Below are 18,627 nucleotides of genomic sequence, written 5' to 3'. Positions count from 1 at the left end.
CGGTGTGTGTTGTGGCTGACCACAAAGTGACCGTAGAAGACCTGCTGCGCTCCCCCGCCCTCCAGCTCCGCGTGCTGGCGGGCGAGGCCGGGCTGTCACGCTCGGTCTCGTGGGCCCACGTGAGCGAGCTGGACGACCCGACGCCGTGGCTGCTGGGGGCCGAGGTCATCATGACGACCGGCATCGGCGTGCCCAGGAGCGCGGCCAGGCAGCGCGCCTACCTCGAACGCCTCGACGACGCCGGCGTCTCGGCCCTGGCCCTGTCGGCCCAGCTCCACGTGCCGCCCCTGCATCCGGCGTTCTTCGAGGCCGCGGCGGAGCGCGGCATGCCGGTGCTGGAGGTGCCGCTGGCGGTGCCGTTCATCGCGATCGCGCAGGAGGTGGCGGCGGCGCTCAGAGAGGACGCCGGCGAACGCCTGGCGGCCCAGCTCCAGGTCTTCGGCGCGCTGCGCTGGCTGGCCGCGGAAGACCTCGACACCGCCACGCTCTTCAAACGGCTGGAACGCCTGTCGGGATACGACGTCTACCTCTCGACCCGCCACGGGCTGCCCCTGCTGCCCGGCGTCCCGGTGCCTCCGCTCGACGTGCTGCCCGCCGAGCCCGACGCCCCGCCCACGATCCCCGGCGGCTTCGCCCTGCCGGTCTCGGCGCCCGGGGGCTCTGCGGGCTACCTGGTGGCCTTCGAACGCGAGGGCGCCAGGCCCGCCGGCCTGGCCGTGGTCCAGCACATCGCCACGGTGGCCGCCCTCCAGGTGGCCATGGCCAGGCACGAACGCGAGACCCTGCGCAGGGAGGGCGCGGAGACGCTGGCCGAGCTGCTCCAGGACCTGCTCGACCCACCGGCCGCCCGCCGCCGCCTGGCCCGGCTGGGGCTGCCCGCGGACGGGGACACGATCCTGCTGGTGGTGCGCGGGGTGCCGGACGACGCCCTGCGCCGCGCCCTCGACACGCTGCCGCACCTGATGTTGCGCCGCGGCGACGACCACTACGTCCTGGGCCCGCCGTCTCTGGGCCCGACCGTGGCGTCTGTGCCGGGGGTGGCGGCGGGGGCGAGCCGCCCGTTCCCGCCGGGAGACTCGCTGCGGGTGGCGCAACGGGAGGCGGTCTGGGCCGTCTCGCATGCGGCCGAATCGGGGAAGGAGCTGGTCCACTACGGCGAGGACACCACGGGCCGCTGGCTCCCCGACGACCCCGCGACTCTTGCCGCCCTGGTGGACCATGTGCTGGGCGGGGTGCTGGCCTACGACTCGGCCCACGACTCGAAGCTGCTGACGTCGGTACGGGTGTGGATGGAACGCAACCGTCACGTGGAGGACGCCGCGGCCGCCCTCCACATTCATCCCAACACGCTGTCCTACCGCCTACGCCGCTTCGCGACGCTCACGGGGCGCGATCTGTCGTCGAGCGCCGCGTTCGCCGAGGTCTGGCTGGCCGTCCGAGCCGCCCGTCAACTCGGTGTCCTGAGCTCGTGACCGAACGGCTCGGCGAAGAGTTCGTCCTCCGACTCGACCACAAGAGCCCGCCGAAGCAGCACATCCAGGGTCCACATGTCCCCGGAGCTCAAGAGCCGCTCGAACACCTCATCGGACAGCTCGATCCCACGGTGGTAGAGAACCCGCCACACAGCATGCATCAGGCCCCCGAAGTGATCGCCGATCAGTGACCCGGTCCGGCCCAGTGCCTTGAGCCTCTCGGCATACTCGCCCTCGTAGGGATACGTCCTCGTGCTCATGAGGCCCTAGCCGATCGGCTCGGCGAAGAGTTCGTCCCCCGACCTGACCACGATGGACCGCTGAAGCAGCACATCCAAGGTCTCCGGGTCCTGACAGCCCAGAACCCGCTCCCGCACCTCCTCGGACACTGCGATTCCGCGTGTATTGAGGATCTTCAGCACCGACTCCGCCTCGCCTTCGATCTTGCCCTCGATCCGCCCCTCCTGCTTACCCCCGGCCCAGAGACCCTCGGCGTACTCGCCTTGGTACGGATACGTCTCCAACTTCATGCCTCGGTCCCACTCTTTCTGTGCGTCACCTTCCAGTGACAGGTTGATGTATCGAGCGTACCGCCACGCCTGCTTCGGATCGATGTGACCCAGCGCCCGCTGCAGCGTGGCCGCGACTTCCTTGAACCTGGGATGCTCGCTCTGGGTGATGGCCGAGATGACGGCCAGGCCGATGTTCTCGACGGCCTGCTCGACGTCGACGATGAGCGGCGTGTTGCCCTGGTGGATGAGCAGGGGCTTCAAGGTGAACCCGGGATGGCCGGTGGGGATCTCCTTCTTCGCCCATCTGGCCACTCTCCGGTTCGGGCAGATGACGACCAGACAGGCTGGACATTGCTCGCGTGACCGGAAATTGGCTATGTACTCCGGCCACGCGTATCGCTTGTCGTCGTCGAGGCCGCGCTGCGTCTCGACGATGACCCCGAACTTCTCCTCTCCCTCGCCGTACAGAATCGCGCTGTCGGCGCGGGCGACGCCGGGATCGACCTCCGAGAGGTCGGGGGAGGCGATGCGCGCCTCACCCGACTTCGGGACCGGTAGGTCGAAGAGCGCTCGCAGCATGTCTCTCGTATGTTCGAGATTGAAGGTCGCGATCTTGTTCAGACCTTCATGTTGTGCCGTGACCATGCCGCGACATTACTACGTGCGTTCGATTCATTACCTAGAGTTGACGAAACTGGATGGTCGCAATTTCCCACGCGTTCAGCGGCAACCGCACCACACCATCAGTGACCTGCACAGACTCTCCCGGACGCCCCCTCAGGTCGGCATGCCGGGCCTCCACCAGGTTGCCGGAAATGACCGCTTCCGTGGCGCCGGGCGTCAACGCCACCATCCGTAGTTCCCGCCACCCGTCGCGGTCGCGGAGTGAGGTCATCACCACGCCGTCGCCCGTCACCGACAGGCCCGCCGCAGGCGCGGGCAGCGCGCGGGCGCGGTCGCCCGCCCCCGGCACCACCAGCAGGTCGTGGCGGAAGGTCTCCGCCTGCGGCACGACCTCCTCCCACGACTTCCGGTACGGCATCAGCGCCAGGCTCACCGAACGGACCCCGCGCGACTGCGCCGCCGGAGTGGGCAGTTGGGGTCCGGCGGGCTCGGGGCGCAGGGCGTTGCGGTTGCGGGAGAGGTAGCCGACCGAGCGGAGCAGGGTCAGGGCCAGTTCGCCGCCCGTGATCTCGTACTCGGTGACGTGTTCCAGCAGGGCGGCCACGCCCCCGGCGGCCACCCAGGAGGAGGCGGGGAAGGTGGGCAGCGGGGTCTCGCCGCAGCCGCCCTCCGCGCCGAGCCCACGGGTGACGACCGCGAACTGCCCCTCCGCGTACGACTCCTCGGCTGCCGACGGCAACGGCACGTGCAGGCGTACCCGGTGGTCGTCGCACCGGTTGTCGAACTCGACGCGCAGCCGCACGAACGGCTCGCCCGCGCGCAGTTCTACCCGGGTGGTGACGACGATCTCCTCCAGCCGGGGCACGCGCGTGAGCGCGGGCACCTCCGGAGCGCCCTCCAGCCCCTCGCTCGCGGCCGGCCACTGGTACGTGCGCCGCACGTCCACCATCGCGATCAGCGGACCGGTGCAGAGCAGTTCGGTCTCCACGGTCAACGGCTCCGTGACGATCAGGTTGGCCGCCGGGGGCGCGTAGTTGTAGGTGTCGCCCACGTCGCCGCCGTCCACGATGCGGCCCACCCCGGTGACCGTGGTGCCGTCCTCGCCCAGCAGCCGCAGCGTGCCGTCGTCGGCGATCGTGACCTGCAGCAGGCCGTTGTCCAGCAGCCTCTCGCTGCCCCTGACGGGCAGCGCGGCCGAGTCGGAGGTCAGCCAGCAGGACGAGTGGTGCTCGCCCACCAGGAGGCTGCGCCGCGCCTCGTCCTCGTCGGGGCGGTAGACGTCCTCGCGGGACGCGGGGCGGATGCTCGTGTGGCCGAGCGGCGGCACCTCGACCAGCGCGGCCACCGTACGGCGGGGCTCGGCGACGATGCGGACGCGGGTGACGCCTTCGAGGTCGTCCCGCAGGTCGTCCACGTCGAACAGCACCGAGGACTCCCGCGCCACGCTGAACGTCAGCGTGTCCTCCTCGATCGACCAGCCCGTGATGTGCTGCCCGTACAGCTCGGTGCCGTGGACGAAGGTCAGCGCGGTGGCCGGGTCCATGTCCTCGTCGAGCAGCAGCGTGGCCGCGTACTCCAGGGGCTGGGTGGGCACCGGCGCGCCCGAGGGGTCGACCAGCGGGTCGTTGCCCGCGAGATCCAGGACCACGACCCCCTGGCGGGTGCGCGGCGTCGGGTTGACGACGAGCACCCCGTCAGATGGCACGGTCCCGGCCAGGCGGGCGGTCACCATGTCGCGTACGGCCTGCCCGAGGTGCTCGGCCTCGGCGATGCGGGCGGCGACCTGCTGGGCGGTGTCGTCGACGCCGCACCCGGTGACCGAGTCGTGGCCGCTGGCGTCCACCAGGCGCCACCAGGCCATGTCGAGGAAGCGGCCGGGCCACTCGTCGCCCCAGAGCGTGGCCAGCGGCTCCGCGTAGCGCTCGACCATGCGCTCGGCGCGGCCCATGGCCTGCTTGACGTGGGGGCGGATGGAGATGACGCCGGGCAGGATGTTGGCGCGGGCGTGGGAGCGCAGCTCGCCGTGCACCCGCGGCAGGCCGTCCACCTCGCCGGGGTAGGCCGAGAGGTAGCCGGTCAGGGTGTCCATGCGGGCGCCGATGGCCGTCACCATGTCCGGCAGGCCGCGTACGGGCGCGGAGTGGTCGGTGCCGTACATCGCCAGCAGCGAGCCCTCTGGACCGTGCCACCCCCGCATGGTGGCGACGAACGCCGCCGCCCGCTCCTTCAGCCACGCCGCGTCGGAGAAGAGGTGCGCGCCGTTGCCGTAGCCGCCCGCCGGGAGGTACTGCGTGCGCAGCGCCGTGCCGTCTGGCGCCACCCAGGCGAACGCGTCGGTGGTGACCGAGGACGGCACCCCGCGGTAGACGCAGGCGTGCAGCAGCCCGGCCTTGCGCAGGATCTGCGGCATCTGCGCCGTGTGCCCGAACATGTCCGGCAGGTAGCCGACCGGCATGGCGCCGCCGAGCTTGTCGGCCCGGTCCATGCCCAGCTCCAGGTTGCGGACGATGTTCTCGCCCGAGCACAGGAACTCGTCGAGCAGGATCTGCCACGGACCCACCGCCAGCCGCCCCGACTCCACCAGCGCCGCCACGCGGTCGCGGTTCTCCGGGCGTACTTCGAGGTAGTCGTCCACGCAGGCGAGCTGCCCGTCAAGGGTGAAGTGGTAGGAGGGCTCGCGTTCCATCGTGTCGAGCACCTCGTCGAGCAGCGCCACCAGCCGGAGCCGGAACCGCTGGAAGGGCTCGTACCACTCCCTGTCCCAGTGCGTGTGCGGTACGACCACGATCTCCTTGCTCACGCCGCTTCTCCTCCAATGTTCAGTGCGTGTTGTACGGCGTAGCGGGCCGCGATCCGCTGCGCCGTGACGATGTCATCGAGCGCGCCGCCCACGTCGGTGAGCGGCGGCTTGCCATCGTTCACGTAAGCATGGAAGGCCGCGAGTTGTACTTCGAACGCCTCAGTCACCTCACGCCAATCCGTCCGGCTCTCGCCCGCGGACACGACGGTGAGCGTGGTCGGGGCGTTCATCAAGTAGGGCGAGGGGAAGACCAATTCGAGCGAGCCCTGGTCGTGGTGGACGGCCACGGTCTCGCGGTAGGCGGGATAGTCCTCCAGGTAGTGCCAGCGGATGGAGAACCTGCCCCGGATCGGCAGCGGCCCGGAGATCTCGATGGAGCCGGGCACGTCACCCCACGTCTCGACGTACGAGATCTCCGCAGGGGAGCCGGTGAAGCGCCTCAGGAGCGACAGGTCGTGGCAGATCGAGCCCAGCGACACCCCGTACAGGTTGCGCACCGCCGCCGGCGCCGACTCGCCCAGCGCCCGCGACATCAGCTCCTCCTCCGCCGCGCGCAGCGAGGCCAGCAGGCCCGGGTCGACGTCGCGGGCCTGCGTCAGGTTCGCGAAGGCGAGCTGTGACTCGCCGCTCGGGTGCAGCACGGTCACCTCGACCGACCTGATCGCCTCGGGCCCGCCCAGCTCCGCCAGCACCTCCTCGGCCCGGCGCACGGCCGGGTCGTACTGCTTCATGTAACCGACCATCAGCCGCCCCTCGGGCAGCGCCGCGACCTCGGCCCTGGTCAGGGCGAGCGGCTTCTCGCACAGCACCGCGTACCCGGCGGCCAGCGCCTGCCGCACGGTCTCGCCGTGGGAGCCCGAGGCCAGCACGACCACGGCCTCGAAGCCGCCGTCGGCGAGCATCTCCGCCACCGCGGTGTAGCGCCGGGCGGCGCCCAGCCGATCGCCCACGGCGTCGGCGAGGGTCCGCGACAGGTCGCAGACGGCGCTCACCTCGAACAGGTCGCGCCGCCTCGACAGCAGCGGCACGTAGACCGCCTGGGTGACGGCCCCGCAACCCACAAGCGCGATTCTCAAAGTCCCAAGTCCTTCAGCATCCGTCGGTTGGCCGCCTGGTCGGCGATGTTCTGGGCGACCGTGCGCCGCCCGGGAAGGGTGTCCTGCTCGATGACGATCCAGCCCGCGTAGCCGATCTCGTCCAGCGTGCGCACGACGGCGGGCAGGTCCAGCTCGCCCTCCCCGAGCCGGGCGAACCCGCCGCGGCCCATCAGCTCGCGCAGGTCGACGCCGTCGGCCAGGGCCTGGGCGAGGATCTTGGTGTCGCCGTCCTTGATGTGCACGTGCCCGACCCGGTCCGACCACTCGCGCAGCTTGGTCACCGGGTCTCCCCCGGCCAGGAGCAGGTGGCCGGTGTCGAGGCAGAGCTGCACGTCGGTCAGCTCCAGCAGGCGCTCGACGTCGTCGGGGGTCTCGACGTACGTGCCGAGGTGGTGGTGGAAGGCGGGCTCGAACCCGCGCTCGCGGCACCGGTCGGCGGCCTCCTGGACACGGGCGGCGTACGCGGGCCACTCGGCGGCCGTCAGCCCTGGAACGCTCCCGCCGGGCCGGGCGAAGCGCTCCGCCGAGCCCGAGCAGGCCAGGGTGGGCCGCGGCGGCAGGTCGCCCGCCGGGGCGGCGGCGAACACGTCGAGCGCGGCCTCCAGCGCGGGCAACCCGCCCGCGTACGCCCGCGCGTCGCCGTAGCGCAGGTCCACCCAGCCGCCGCAGAGCAGCAGCCCGGCCCCGCTGAGCCGGTCCGTCAGCTCGGAGCCGGTGCCCAGGTAGCCGATCGGCCCGGAGTCGATGCCCTCGTAACCCGCCTCGGCCAGCGCGCGGACCATCTCGTCGGCGGTCAGCGGCGGCGGGGCGTCGCTCAGCTCGAACACGCCGAAGCTGACGGGGGCGTTGGCGACTTTCCTCACGCGCATAGGGCGATCACCTCGTTCTCGTGGGTTTCCAACCGATGCGGGCCCTCGACGGCCGGCAGGAGCACGCGGTCGCCGCGGACCACCTGGCGCGTGCCGTCGGGGCGTACCAGCACCAGGCCGTCGGCGTCCAGCGCGAGCAGTTCGCCGCCCAGCCGGAGCAGCAGCGGCCCGTCGGGGCCTGTGGAGACGGCGGTGCGCCCGGCGCGTACGCCGTCCAGCACCGCCCCTGTGTTCTCGGCTGTGTTCTCGGCGAGCACCCAGGTCGTGGGCGTGCCGGGCAGGCCGTCGGAGCCGTGCCGGTGGAAGTCGCTGCCGCCGATCGCGATCACGTCGTCGCGCCAGGCGTCGGCCCAGGCCAGCGGCGCACCCCAGCGGCGGTCCCACCAGCCGGAGCTCCACACCTCGGCGACCCGGGGCCGGCGGGTGATCGGCAGCAGCCAGGCGCAGTCGCCGCCGAGCGGGTGGTTGACGGACATCAGCCCGCCCGCGCGTTCCGCGTGCTCGGCCCAGGCGTCGGCGGGCTGCCGGAAGTCGACCCAGCCGACGTCGCCGAACACGTTCGCGTGGCCCCGGTCGGTGGTGACCTCCTGGCCGGGGAGGAGCATCACGTCCCGGTCGATCTTGCTCAGCCAGGGGTGGTGGCTGACCGTGTTGTGGTCGGTGACGGCCAGGAAGTCGAGGCCGCGTCCGCGGGCCAGCTCGGCCAGCTCGGCGATGGTCAGGCTGCCGTCGCTGTGCACGGTGTGGGCGTGGAAGTCGCCGGCGTACCAGCGCAGGCCGTCGACGTCGGGGATGTCCCTGCGGGGCGGGCGCTCGCCGTGCGGCGGCTCCTGCGTCACGGGCTCGGGCGGAGCGGTGGCGTGGGTCGTGACGTCCAGCGTGTAGTCGAGGCCCTGCGGCGGGACGCGGTGCAGGCGCAGCCACACGTGCCACGTGCCGGCCTCGGGCTCGCCCGGCAGGTAACCCGGGGTGGCCCAGTCGCGGGCGATCGTGTACTCGTCGCGCGCGCCCCCCGACCAGCCGCGGAAGCCGTCGGGCGAGCCGCACCCGAGGTCGATCACCCCCTGTGTGCGGTCGTAGGCCAGGCGCACGGTCACCGCGGCCGTCCCCGCGGGCACCTCGAACGGCACCTCCCGCAGGATCCGCTCCAGCCGGTCGTCCAGCGTCCAGCGGCCCCTCACACCAGCGCTCCGTCCCGGTAGACGAGGGCGCGGTCGCGCCGGGGCGTGGCATAGCCCTCATCGCCGACCGCGGGCTCGCTGCCCTCCGGCACGACGGCCTGCACGGTCACGTCGTTGACGTCGAGGGTCACCAGATGGGACGCGCCCAGATTCTCCACGATCGCCACCTTCCCGCCGAGCGCGCCGTCCACGGGCCCGGCAGAGTAGGACATGTACTCCGGCCGTACGCCGTACACGATCTTCTCCCCGTCGGACAGCAGCCCCCCGGCGGAGGCCGGGACCGCGACCTTGTGACCTGCCACCTCCAGCGTGTCACCTCGTACGGCGCCGTCCAGCAGGTTCATGGGTGTCGACCCGATGAAGCCGGCCACGAACGTGTTGGCCGGCCGCTGGAACACCTCGGCCGGCGTGCCGATCTGCCTGATGTGCCCGGCCTCCATGACCGCCATCCGGTCGGCCATGGCCAGCGCCTCGGCCTGGTCGTGGGTGACGAAGACGGTGGTGACGCCCAGCTCGCGCTGGAGCTTCTTGAGGAACGTACGGGCCTCCAGCCGCAGCCGGGCGTCCAGGTTGGACAGCGGCTCGTCGAACAGGAACGCCTGCGCCTGCGTGGCCATCACCCTGGCCAGCGCGACCCGCTGCTGCTGCCCGCCGGAGAGCTGGCCGGGCCGCCGGTCCATGAGGTGGTCGAGCCCGAGCCGCGCCCCCACCTCGGCCGCCTTGTCGCGGCGCGCGTCCTTGGCCACCTTCTTGATGCGCAGCGGGTAGGCGATGTTGTCCGTGACGTCCATGTGCGGGAACAGCGCGTAGTCCTGGAACACCATGGCCACGTCCCGGCCGCCGGGCTGCACGCCGGTCACGTCGCGCCCGCCGATGACCACGGCGCCGCCGGTGGCGGTCTCCAGCCCGGCGATGGTGCGCAGCAGCGTGGTCTTGCCGCAGCCGGAGGGCCCGAGCAGGGCGAAGAACTCGCCGTCGGGGATCTCCAGGTCGAGCGCGTCGAGCGCTTTCACCCCGCCGGGGTAGACCTTGGTCAGCCCGCTTAGTTCGATGGCGGCCATTAACGCTTGATCCCTCCGTGGAAGCGGAAGCCGTACTTCTTGCTGACGAACAGGTACATGAGCACCACCGGGATCGAATAGAGCAGCCCGAACGTGGACAACATGCTCAGATTGGCCTGACCGCCCTCGGTGTACAAGGTGTACGTGATCACCGCGGCCGGCTGCTTCTCCACATCGCTCAGCAGCAGGTACGGCATCAGGAAGTTGCCCCACACGTTGGCCACGGCCCACACGGCGATGGTCGCCAGACCGGGCCGCACCAGGGGGACGACCACGTGCCGGACGATCTGCAGCGGCGAGGCCCCGAACACCCGGGCCGACTCCTCGTACGACTTCGGCGTGGCGTCCACGAAGTCCTTCAGCATGAAGATCGCCGCCGGCAGCAGCCCGCCGGTCAGGATGAGGATCAGCCCGAACTGCGAGTCGATGAGGTTCAGCTCGACCGCGAGCTGGAAGAGCGGCACCATGGCCGCCGTCCCCGTGATGATCGACGACAGCAGCAGCAACGCGTACAGCAGGGCGTCGCGGCCGGGCAGCCGCACCCGGCTCAGGGCGTAGGCGGCCAGCGCCGCCAGGATCACGACCAGCACGGCGGTGCCCGCCGACAGCACGACTGAGTTCCACAGCGAGGGCAGCGCGTACGGGTGCTCCAGGATGGCCTGGAAGTTGGCCCAGGTGAAGTCCGGGACCGCGACCTCGTAGGTGGGGTTCGACGTGAACGGCGCCGTCACCAGCCACAACAGCGGCACCGTGAAGAAGGCCAGCAGCACCGCGACCAGGGTGTAGAACCCGATCCGGCCCAGCACGAACCGCGTCATTTCTTGCTCCGCAGCAGCCGCAGGTAGAACACCGCCACGACCAGGTTGATCAGCAGGATGACCGTCGAGACGGCGGCCCCGTAGCCCAGCTCGCCGCCCTGCAGGGCGACCTTGTACACGTGCACGGCCAGCACCTCGGACCTGCCGTCGGGCCCGCCCGCGGTGAGCAGGAACGGGGTGAAGTCGTTGAACGTCCACAGGCTGATCAGCAGCAGGTTGGTCAGGATGTGCCCTCTGATGTGCGGGAACACCACGTCCCTGAGCTGCTGCCAGCCGGAGGCCCCGGCCAGGCGGGCGCTCTCCAGGTGGGAGGGCGGCACGTTGCCAAGCGCGGCGCCGTACAGCATCATCGAGAACGCGGTGCCGCGCCAGGTGTTGAACACGATGATCGACAACATCGGGTGGTCGAGCAGCCAGGCGAAGCCGGGCAGGCCGAGCAGCGCGTTGAGCGTGCCGCCGTCGCGGTCGAGCAGCGCCACCCACAGGAACGACACGATGGCGCTGGGCAGGATCCAGGCCAGGATGACGAGCCCCTCGACCAGCCGCTTCAGCGTCCCGCGCCGGTCGCGCAGCAGCCAGGCGATGGTGAAGCCGAGCCCGACCTGGCCGATGACGGCCGACCCCAGCACGAACTGCACGGTCAGCCACGTGGAGTTCCAGAACTCCGGGTTGGAGATCGCGTCGAGGAGGTTGCCGAGCCCGACGAACTCCGGCTCCGCGGCCGCGACCCCGGTCAGGCGGTAGTTCGTGAGCCCGAGGTAGAGCACCCAGAGGGCGGGGAAGACGAGGAAGGCCGCGACCAGCAGCAGCGCGGGGGCCATGAAGGCCGCGGCGCGCGTCCTGCCCAGGCCCGCCGCGTCGGAGCTGTAGCGGGGGGCCCGGGCGTCGCGCTCGGCACTGACCTCAGGAGGCGATGTTGCCCGCGCCACCGACGATTCCTTCGAGCTTCTTCTGGTAGTCGGCCGCCGCCTGGTCGGGCGCGGTGCCGCCGACGACCGCGGCGGTGGCCTCCTGCAGCGCGACGGACACCTGCGGGTAGACGGCGACCGGCGGGCGGTAGGCCGTCAGCGGCAGCGCCTTCTCCGAGATGAACGTCAGCAGCGGCTCTCCCGCGAGGATCTCCTTGTTGACGTCGGCGCGCGGCGTGATGCGGACGTTGCCGTCCTTGGTCTCCTCCTTCAGCGCCTCCGGCGAGAGCGTGAAGGCCGCCAGCTCGAACGCCTCCTTGGGGTGCTTGCTGCTGGGGTTCACCGTACGCAGGGCGCCGCCGGACATGCTGACGAAGTCCTGGCCGCGGATGCCCTTGCCGGGCTCCATGGCGGGGATCAGGGCGTACCCGACGGTCTGGTCGCGGTCGGCCATCTTGGCCACGCCGTCCGTGGGGTTGACGACGCCGCGCCAGAAGTAGTCGCCCTCCATGAGGATGCCGATCTTGCCCTCGGCGAACTGCTGGAACGACTTGTCGCGGCCCTTGGCCTCCTGCTGCAGCTTGGGGTCGCCGAGGCCGCCGCCGTAGATCTTCTGGTAGAGGCCGAGCGCGTCCTTCAGCGGCTGGGCGGCGCCGGTCCACTTGCCGTCCTTCTGCACCTCGCCGCCCGCGCCCGCGAGCAGCGGCAGCACGCCCTGCATGGAGGTGGCCTCGCCCATGGCGGTGCCGGCGTTGATCTGGATCGGCACGGGCACGCCGGAGGACTTCAGCTTGGTCCCGGCGTCGAGGACCTCCTGCCAGCTCTTGGGCTGCCAGTCGGCGGGCAGCCCGGCGGCGGCGAACAGCTTCTTGTTGAAGTAGAGCACGCGGCCGTCGGTGCCGACCGGCAGGGCGTACTTCTTGCCGTTGAACTCGGTCATCCCCTGCACCGCCTCGGGGATCTGGGCCCAGCCGTCCCAGTTGTCGGCCTCGGCCCCGACCAGCTCCGACAGCGGCTTGATGTAGCCGGCCTCGGCGAACTCGCCGGCCCAGATGCCGTCGATGTCGATCACGTCCGCGCCCTTGCCTGACTTGAGGTCGAGGGAGAGCTTGGTCTTGTACTGCTCGTCGTCGACGCCGCTGGGAACGAACTTGACCGTGACGTTTTTCCCCTTCGCCTTCTGTGCCGCCTCGAACTTGGGGATGACCCAGTCGGCGACGTATTTCGCGGCGGCCGCGTTCTTGCCGCCGGCGATGGCGTTCTGGGTGATCGTCAGCTCGATCGTGTCACCGCCTCCGCCCCCGCCGGACGACTGGCCGCAGGCGGCGAGCCCCAGACCGGCCGCGGCGACCACCGCGACCACACCCATCGACCGTTTCCGCAATGCCATGCAAACCCTCCGACGTGTCCTTAATGGGGAGGAAGCCATGGGCCAATATGTCATGACATCCATATGACGTAAAGGCCTGGCCGTATTCGAAGATGTGCCCGCATGCAGCGTCTTTGCCCAGGAGGGAGCGATCTCACTGTCACAGACCGCGAGAAGTGCGTGACCGGGGTCTCGGCGGGGCACTGCCCGGCAACATAGCGGACATCCGAATGTCATGACAATATGCCATAGTGTCGAAGGTAAGCTCCGTCTCTGGAGGTGCTGTTGTACGACCTGATCACGATCGGCCGCTGCGGCGTCGACGTCTACCCGCTGCAGACCGGTGTCGGCCTGGCCGACGTCGAGACCTTCGGCAAGTTCCTGGGCGGCAGCCCGACCAACGTCGCCGTCGCCGCGTCGCGCCACGGGCTGCGCTCCGCCGTGATCACCGGCGTGGGCGCCGATCCGTTCGGAGACTACGTGCGCCGGGCCATCCGGGGATTCGGCGTGGACGACGCCTTCGTGAGCACCATCGAGGGCCCGCCCACTCCCGTCACCTTCTGCGAGATCTTCCCTCCCGACCACTTCCCCATCTACTTCTACCGCGGTGAGCATCCGCCCGACCTGCGGATCGAGCCGTCCATGCTCGACCTGGCCGCGATCGGCGCGGCGGGCCTGTTCTGGTTCTCGCTGACCGGGCTGAGCCGGGAGCCGAGCGCCGCCGCCCACGCCGCCGCGCTCTCGGCGAGGCGGCGCACGTCGGGGTGGACGGTGTTCGACCTCGACTACCGGCCCACGCTCTGGGAGTCGCGCGAGGCCGCCCACGAGGCCGCCCGCCGTACGCTGCCGCTGGCCGACGTGGCGGTGGGCAACCTCGACGAGGTGGAGGTCGCGGTCGGCGTACGCGATCCCGAGGCCGCCGCCCAGGCGCTGCTCGACTCCGGCGTACGCCTCGCGATCGTGAAAATGGGCCCTGAGGGGGTTTTCGCGCGTACCTCCGAGGAGAGCGCATTGGTGGAGCCCATGGAGGTGAAGGTGGTCAACGGCATCGGCGCGGGAGACGCGTTCGGCGGGGCCGTCTGCCTTGGGCTGGCGCGCGGCTGGCCGCTGGAGCGCACGCTGCGCTTCGCCAACGCGGCCGGCGCCTACGTGGCCGCCCGCCTGGCCTGCGCCGACGCCATGCCGACGACCGCCGAGGTGGACGACCTGCTGAACGGGGCGCACTCTTGAGCGACATCACGCTGTCCAGGGCCGCCGACTACGGACGGCTCACCAGCATCCGCGCCACCAGGCCGGAGGAGATCGCCGAGGCCGCGGCCCGCCGTCAGCGGCGCGGCATGCCGGCGGAGGGCGAGCGGCTGCTGATCATCGCCGCCGACCACGCGGCACGCGGGGCACTCGGCGTACGCGACCGGCCGCTGGCCATGGCCAGCCGCGTCGACCTGCTCGACCGTCTGCGCCTGGCGCTGTCCAGGCCGGGGGTCGACGGCATCCTGGCCTCGCCCGACGTCCTCGAAGACCTGCTCCTGCTCGGGGCGCTGGAAGACAAGCTGGCCTTCGGCTCCATGAACCGGGGCGGCCTCCAGGGCTCGGTGTTCGAGCTGGACGACCGTTTCACCGGGTTCGACGCCGACTCCATCCAGGCCATGCGACTCGACGGCGGCAAGATGCTCTGCCGCATCGACCCGACCGACCACGCGACCGTGGCCACGCTCGAATCATGCGCCCGCGCGGTCACCGACCTGGCCCGCAGGCGGCTGGTGGCCATGGTCGAGCCGTTCTGGTCGGCCCGCTCCGAGTCGGGCGCCCTGCGCAACGACCTGTCGCCCGAGGCCGTGATCCGCTCAATCAGCATCGCCCAGGCCCTCGGCGTGACCTCGGCCTACACCTGGCTGAAGATCCCCGCCGTGCCCGAGATGGAGCGCGTGATGGCCGCCACCACGCTGCCCGCCCTGCTCCTCGGCGGCGACCCGCCCGACATCGACGCCGCCTACGCCGAGTGGCACCGCGCCATGAGCCTGCCCGGCGTGCGCGGCCTCGTGGTGGGCCGGGCGCTGCTCTACCCGCCGGGCGACGACGTGGCGAGCGCGGTCGACGGCGCCGCCGCCCTGGTACGAGAGGCCCGCCCATGACCCACCTGCCCTACGGCAAGACCGCCGGCGGCCCGTGGTCGGTGGAGATCACCCCGTCCCTGGCGGGCTGGACGTACGCGGGGCTGCGCGTGGCCGACCTGGGCTCCTCCCCCGTGTCGTTCGACACCGGGGAGGAGGAGATGATCGTCCTGCCCCTGTCGGGGTCCTGCACGGTCACCATCCCGGGCGAGACGTTCGCGCTGACCGGCCGGACCTCGGTCTTCGACGGCCCCACCGACTTCGTCTACCTCCCGATCGCCACCCGGGTGACGCTGGCGGGCGCGGGCCGGATCGCCCTGCCCTCGGCCCGCGCCACCCGCGCGTTCGCCCCGCGCCACGTCCCGGCCGCCGAGGTCACCGTCGAGATCCGGGGGGCGGGCCAGGCCAGCCGCCAGGTCAACAACTTCTGCTCCCCCGACGCCTTCGACTGCGACAAGCTCATGGCCGTCGAGGTGCTCACCCCGGGCGGCAACTGGTCCTCCTACCCGCCGCACAAGCACGACACCCCCAACCCGGGCGAGGCGGTGCTGGAGGAGATCTACTACTTCGAGGTCGCCGGTCAGGGCGTCGGCTACCAGCGCGTCTACTCCTCAGAGCGCGGCCGCATCGACACCCTGGCCGAGGTCTCGCCCGGCGACGTGGTGCTCGTCCCCTACGGCTACCACGGCCCCTCCATGGCCGCCCCCGGCTACGACCTCTACTACCTCAACGTGCTGGCGGGTCCCGCGGAGCGGCGTTCGATGGCGTTCTGCGACGATCCCCGCCACGCCTGGATCCGCTCCTCGTGGGACGCTCAGCCCATCGACCCCAGACTGCCGTTCGGGAGGACCTCATGATCCGCTTGACCGTCGCGCAGGCCGTCGTACGCTTCCTGGCCCACCAGTGGAGCGAGCGCGACGGCGTGGAGCGCCGGTTCTTCGGCGGCTGCCTCGGCATCTTCGGCCACGGCAACGTCGCCGGGCTCGGCCAGGCGCTGGCCACCTCCGCCGAAGACCTGCCGTACCGCCTCAGCCGCAACGAGCAGGCCATGGTCCACACGGCCGCCGCGTACGCCCGCGCGAGCAACCGGCTGGCCACCCTGGCCTGCACCACCTCGATCGGCCCCGGCGCCACCAACATGATCACCGGGGCGGCGGGCGCGACCATCAACCGGCTGCCGGTGCTGCTGCTGCCCGGCGACATCTTCTCCACCCGTGTCGCGGGCCCCGTGCTCCAGGAGCTGGAGGACCAGCGCTCCTACGACATCTCGGTCAACGACTGCTTCAAGCCCGTCTCCCGCTACTGGGACCGGATCAACCGGCCCGAGCAGCTTCCCTCCGCGCTGCTGGCCGCCATGCGGGTGCTCACCGACCCGGCCGAGACCGGCGCGGTGACGCTCGCGTTGCCGCAGGACGTGCAGGCCGAGGCGTTCGACTGGCCCGACGAGCTGTTCGCCCGGCGCGTCTGGCACATTCCCCGGCCGCGCCCCGAGCGCTCGGCCCTCGCGCGCGCCGCCGAGCTGATCAGGTCGGCCGAGCGCCCGCTGATCGTGGCCGGCGGCGGGACGATCTACAGCGAGGCCACCGAGCGGCTGCGCGTCTTCGCCGAGACCTGCGGCGTGCCCGTGGCCGAGACCCAGGCGGGCAAGGGCGCCCTCCCCTACGGCCACCCGCTCGCGGTGGGCGCGATCGGCGCCACCGGCACCACGGCCGCCAACGCGCTGGCCCGCGACGCCGACCTCGTCATCGGCGTCGGCACCCGCTACAGCGACTTCACCACGGCCTCCCGTACGATCTTCGCGCCCGACGCCCGCTTCGTGAACCTCAACCTCACCGGCTTCGACGCCGCCAAGCTCTCGGGCCTGCACCTGGTCGCCGACGCCCGCGAAGGGCTGGCCGACCTGGCCGAGGCGTGCGCGGGCTGGAGCACCCCGGCCGCCTACCGGCAGCGGGCGGCCGAGCTGACCAGGGCCTGGGACACCGCCGTCGACGCGGCGTACGCGCTGGAGGGCACGCCGCTGCCGCAGTCGGCCGTGATCGGCGCGGTCAACGCGGCGGCCGGCGACGACGGCGTAGTGGTGTGCGCGGCCGGGTCGATGCCCGGCGACCTGCACAAGCTCTGGCGGCCCAGCGGCCCGGGCAGCTACCACGTCGAGTACGGCTACTCCTGCATGGGCTACGAGATCGCCGGTGGCCTGGGCGTGAAGCTGGCGGCCCCGGAGCGCGAGGTGTTCGTGCTGGTGGGCGACGGTTCCTACCTGATGATGGCCCAAGAGCTGGTCACGGCCGTCTCCGAGGGCGTCAAGCTGGTCGTGGTCCTGGTCGACAACTCCGGCTTCGCCTCGATCGGCCGCCTGTCGGAGAGCGTCGGCGCCGAGCGGCTCGGCACCGCCTACCAGCGGCGCGACGGCGGCCCGCTCCCGGTCGACCTGGCGGCCAACGCGGCCAGCCTGGGCGCCTCGGTGCTGCGTCCCGAGACGGTCTCCGACCTGCGCAAGGCGCTCGACACGGCCCGTTCGGCGACCGAGACCACGGTGATCTACGTCCGTACCGACCGGCTCGCCGACGACGCCCCCTCCTCCGAGGCGTGGTGGGACGTGCCCGTCGCCCAGGTGGCCACGACGAGCGCCACCTACGCGGCGCGGGAGACGTACGAGGCGAACAAGCTCTCCCAGCGTCACCACCTCACCCCGCCCGGGTGAGCAGGGTTGCCCCCGATCGGCCTGGGGAACTCCTCTGACCAGGCACGATTGGGGGCAACGGGATGAGGCCGTGGCGGCTGCTCGGGTGGATCGCGGTCGTCGCGGTGGCGCTCTTCTGCCTCTACCACGTACGCACGGTGGCCATGTCGATCATCATCGGCCTCTTCCTCACGGCGCTGCTGCTGCCCCCGGCCCGATGGCTGCGCACGCGCGGCCTCAACTCCGCGCTCGCCACGGCCGTCGTCTTCGTCGGCGGCCTGCTGCTGGCCGGCGCGCTGATCGCGCTGCTGGTGCCGCCCACCGTGGCCAGCGTGTCGGAGCTGCACGCCAGCATCGGCAAGGTCCTCGGCGACCTGCACAACCTGACGGCCCGGTTCGGGATCGACGACCGGCAGATCATCGAACAGGCCCGCGACTACCTGTCCAAGCAGGGGCGGCAGATCACCACCGGGGCGCTGGCAGGGGTCAGGACGGTCGGCGAGATCGTCATCGGGGCCGTCCTGGCGGTCATCCTGTCGATCTACTTCGTGCACGGCGGCGACCGGCTCTTCCGCTGGCTGGTGGAGCTGACGCCCGCCCCCGCGCGGGCACGCCTGACCGAGACCGGCCACCTGATCTTCTCGGTGATCGGCCGCTACATCCGCGGGGTGGCGATCGTGGGACTGGTCGACGGGTTCTTCATCGGCATGGCGCTGTGGATCCTTGGCGTGCCGATCGCGCTGCCGCTCGCGGTGCTGACGTTCGTGGGGGCGTTCCTGCCGGTGGTGGGGGCGTTCTTCGCGGGGCTGCTGGCGGCCGTGGTCGCGCTCGTGGCCAAGGGGTGGCTGGTGGCGCTGATCGTGGTGGCGGTGACGGTGGCGGTGCAGCAGATCGAGGGGCACGTGCTGGCACCGCAGATCTACGGTAAGGCCCTCGACCTGCCGGGCGCGGTCATCCTGCTGGCGATCACCGTGGGCAGCGTGATTGCCGGCATCACGGGCGCCTTCCTGGCCGCCCCCGTGACCTCCGTCCTCGTGGCCCTCCTCCGCAGGCCCAGAGCCGCCGCCGCTCCGTAGTCGGCCGCCGGGTCGCGCCGGAACCGCTATGACCGTCATTATGTAACCT

16 protein-coding genes are annotated in these 18,627 nt (G+C 71.5%); 7 read left to right on the top strand and 9 right to left on the bottom strand.

What is annotated here, in order from left to right:
• The first annotated feature begins 11 nt into the window (after nucleotides 1–11).
• Nucleotides 12–1,472, top strand: coding sequence for a PucR family transcriptional regulator (locus ABD844_RS15450; RefSeq protein WP_344877394.1), 1,461 nt, complete (start codon nucleotides 12–14; stop codon nucleotides 1,470–1,472).
• Entirely contained in the window at nucleotides 1,469–1,663 is a 195-nt protein-coding gene (locus tag ABD844_RS15445) for a hypothetical protein (RefSeq protein ID WP_344877392.1), read from the top strand. Before ABD844_RS15450 ends, ABD844_RS15445 begins: the two co-directional genes overlap by 4 nt.
• 75 nt (nucleotides 1,664–1,738) lie before the next feature.
• On the opposite strand, the gene ABD844_RS15440 is transcribed toward ABD844_RS15445, so the two are convergent.
• From ABD844_RS15440 to ABD844_RS15400, 9 genes are read right to left on the bottom strand one after another with little or no spacing between them, the layout of a single operon-like run.
• Nucleotides 1,739–2,629 carry an RpnC/YadD family protein gene (locus tag ABD844_RS15440; RefSeq protein WP_344877390.1) on the bottom strand — a complete coding sequence of 297 codons (891 nt, stop codon included), beginning with the start codon at nucleotides 2,627–2,629 and terminating at the stop codon, nucleotides 1,739–1,741.
• Nucleotides 2,630–2,663: 34 nt separating this feature from the next.
• A complete protein-coding gene (locus ABD844_RS15435; protein ID WP_344877388.1) occupies nucleotides 2,664–5,408 on the bottom strand; it encodes a glycoside hydrolase family 38 N-terminal domain-containing protein in 2,745 nt (914 codons plus the stop codon).
• Nucleotides 5,405–6,484 (bottom strand): Gfo/Idh/MocA family protein, encoded by a 1,080-nt coding sequence (locus ABD844_RS15430; protein ID WP_344877386.1) that lies wholly within the window; start codon nucleotides 6,482–6,484, stop codon nucleotides 5,405–5,407. The genes ABD844_RS15435 and ABD844_RS15430 overlap by 4 nt, the downstream gene beginning before the upstream one ends.
• Entirely contained in the window at nucleotides 6,481–7,374 is an 894-nt protein-coding gene (locus ABD844_RS15425; RefSeq protein WP_344877384.1) for a TIM barrel protein, read from the bottom strand. Before ABD844_RS15425 ends, ABD844_RS15430 begins: the two co-directional genes overlap by 4 nt.
• On the bottom strand, nucleotides 7,365–8,555 hold the full coding sequence (locus ABD844_RS15420; RefSeq protein WP_344877382.1) for a CehA/McbA family metallohydrolase: 1,191 nt from the start codon (nucleotides 8,553–8,555) through the stop codon (nucleotides 7,365–7,367). The genes ABD844_RS15425 and ABD844_RS15420 overlap by 10 nt, the downstream gene beginning before the upstream one ends.
• Nucleotides 8,552–9,616, bottom strand: coding sequence for an ABC transporter ATP-binding protein (locus ABD844_RS15415; RefSeq protein ID WP_344877380.1), 1,065 nt, complete (start codon nucleotides 9,614–9,616; stop codon nucleotides 8,552–8,554). The genes ABD844_RS15420 and ABD844_RS15415 overlap by 4 nt, the downstream gene beginning before the upstream one ends.
• Entirely contained in the window at nucleotides 9,616–10,434 is an 819-nt protein-coding gene (locus tag ABD844_RS15410; protein WP_344877378.1) for a carbohydrate ABC transporter permease, read from the bottom strand. The genes ABD844_RS15415 and ABD844_RS15410 overlap by 1 nt, the downstream gene beginning before the upstream one ends.
• Nucleotides 10,431–11,363, bottom strand: coding sequence for a carbohydrate ABC transporter permease (locus ABD844_RS15405; RefSeq protein ID WP_344877376.1), 933 nt, complete (start codon nucleotides 11,361–11,363; stop codon nucleotides 10,431–10,433). Before ABD844_RS15405 ends, ABD844_RS15410 begins: the two co-directional genes overlap by 4 nt.
• Nucleotides 11,338–12,732 (bottom strand): extracellular solute-binding protein, encoded by a 1,395-nt coding sequence (locus ABD844_RS15400; protein ID WP_344877374.1) that lies wholly within the window; start codon nucleotides 12,730–12,732, stop codon nucleotides 11,338–11,340. Before ABD844_RS15400 ends, ABD844_RS15405 begins: the two co-directional genes overlap by 26 nt.
• 264 nt (nucleotides 12,733–12,996) lie before the next feature.
• On the opposite strand from ABD844_RS15400, the gene iolC reads away from it, so the two are divergent.
• From iolC to ABD844_RS15375, 5 genes are all read left to right on the top strand, one after another.
• Nucleotides 12,997–13,941 carry a 5-dehydro-2-deoxygluconokinase gene (gene iolC, locus ABD844_RS15395; protein ID WP_344877372.1) on the top strand — a complete coding sequence of 315 codons (945 nt, stop codon included), beginning with the start codon at nucleotides 12,997–12,999 and terminating at the stop codon, nucleotides 13,939–13,941.
• Nucleotides 13,938–14,843 (top strand): Cgl0159 family (beta/alpha)8-fold protein, encoded by a 906-nt coding sequence (locus ABD844_RS15390; RefSeq protein ID WP_425568571.1) that lies wholly within the window; start codon nucleotides 13,938–13,940, stop codon nucleotides 14,841–14,843. The genes iolC and ABD844_RS15390 overlap by 4 nt, the downstream gene beginning before the upstream one ends.
• Nucleotides 14,840–15,679 carry a 5-deoxy-glucuronate isomerase gene (gene iolB / locus ABD844_RS15385; protein ID WP_344877370.1) on the top strand — a complete coding sequence of 280 codons (840 nt, stop codon included), beginning with the start codon at nucleotides 14,840–14,842 and terminating at the stop codon, nucleotides 15,677–15,679. The genes ABD844_RS15390 and iolB overlap by 4 nt, the downstream gene beginning before the upstream one ends.
• Entirely contained in the window at nucleotides 15,676–17,523 is a 1,848-nt protein-coding gene (gene iolD / locus ABD844_RS15380) for a 3D-(3,5/4)-trihydroxycyclohexane-1,2-dione acylhydrolase (decyclizing) (RefSeq protein WP_344877368.1), read from the top strand. Before iolB ends, iolD begins: the two co-directional genes overlap by 4 nt.
• Nucleotides 17,524–17,585: 62 nt before the next feature.
• Nucleotides 17,586–18,578 (top strand): AI-2E family transporter, encoded by a 993-nt coding sequence (locus ABD844_RS15375; RefSeq protein WP_344877366.1) that lies wholly within the window; start codon nucleotides 17,586–17,588, stop codon nucleotides 18,576–18,578.
• The last annotated feature ends 49 nt before the right edge of the window (nucleotides 18,579–18,627 follow it).

Origin of the sequence: Nonomuraea antimicrobica (assembly GCF_039536965.1) — a bacterium.
GTDB lineage: Bacteria > Actinomycetota > Actinomycetes > Streptosporangiales > Streptosporangiaceae > Nonomuraea > Nonomuraea antimicrobica.
Note: the sequence above shows the minus strand (reverse complement) of the source record. Positions and strands in the feature narration are given on the sequence as shown.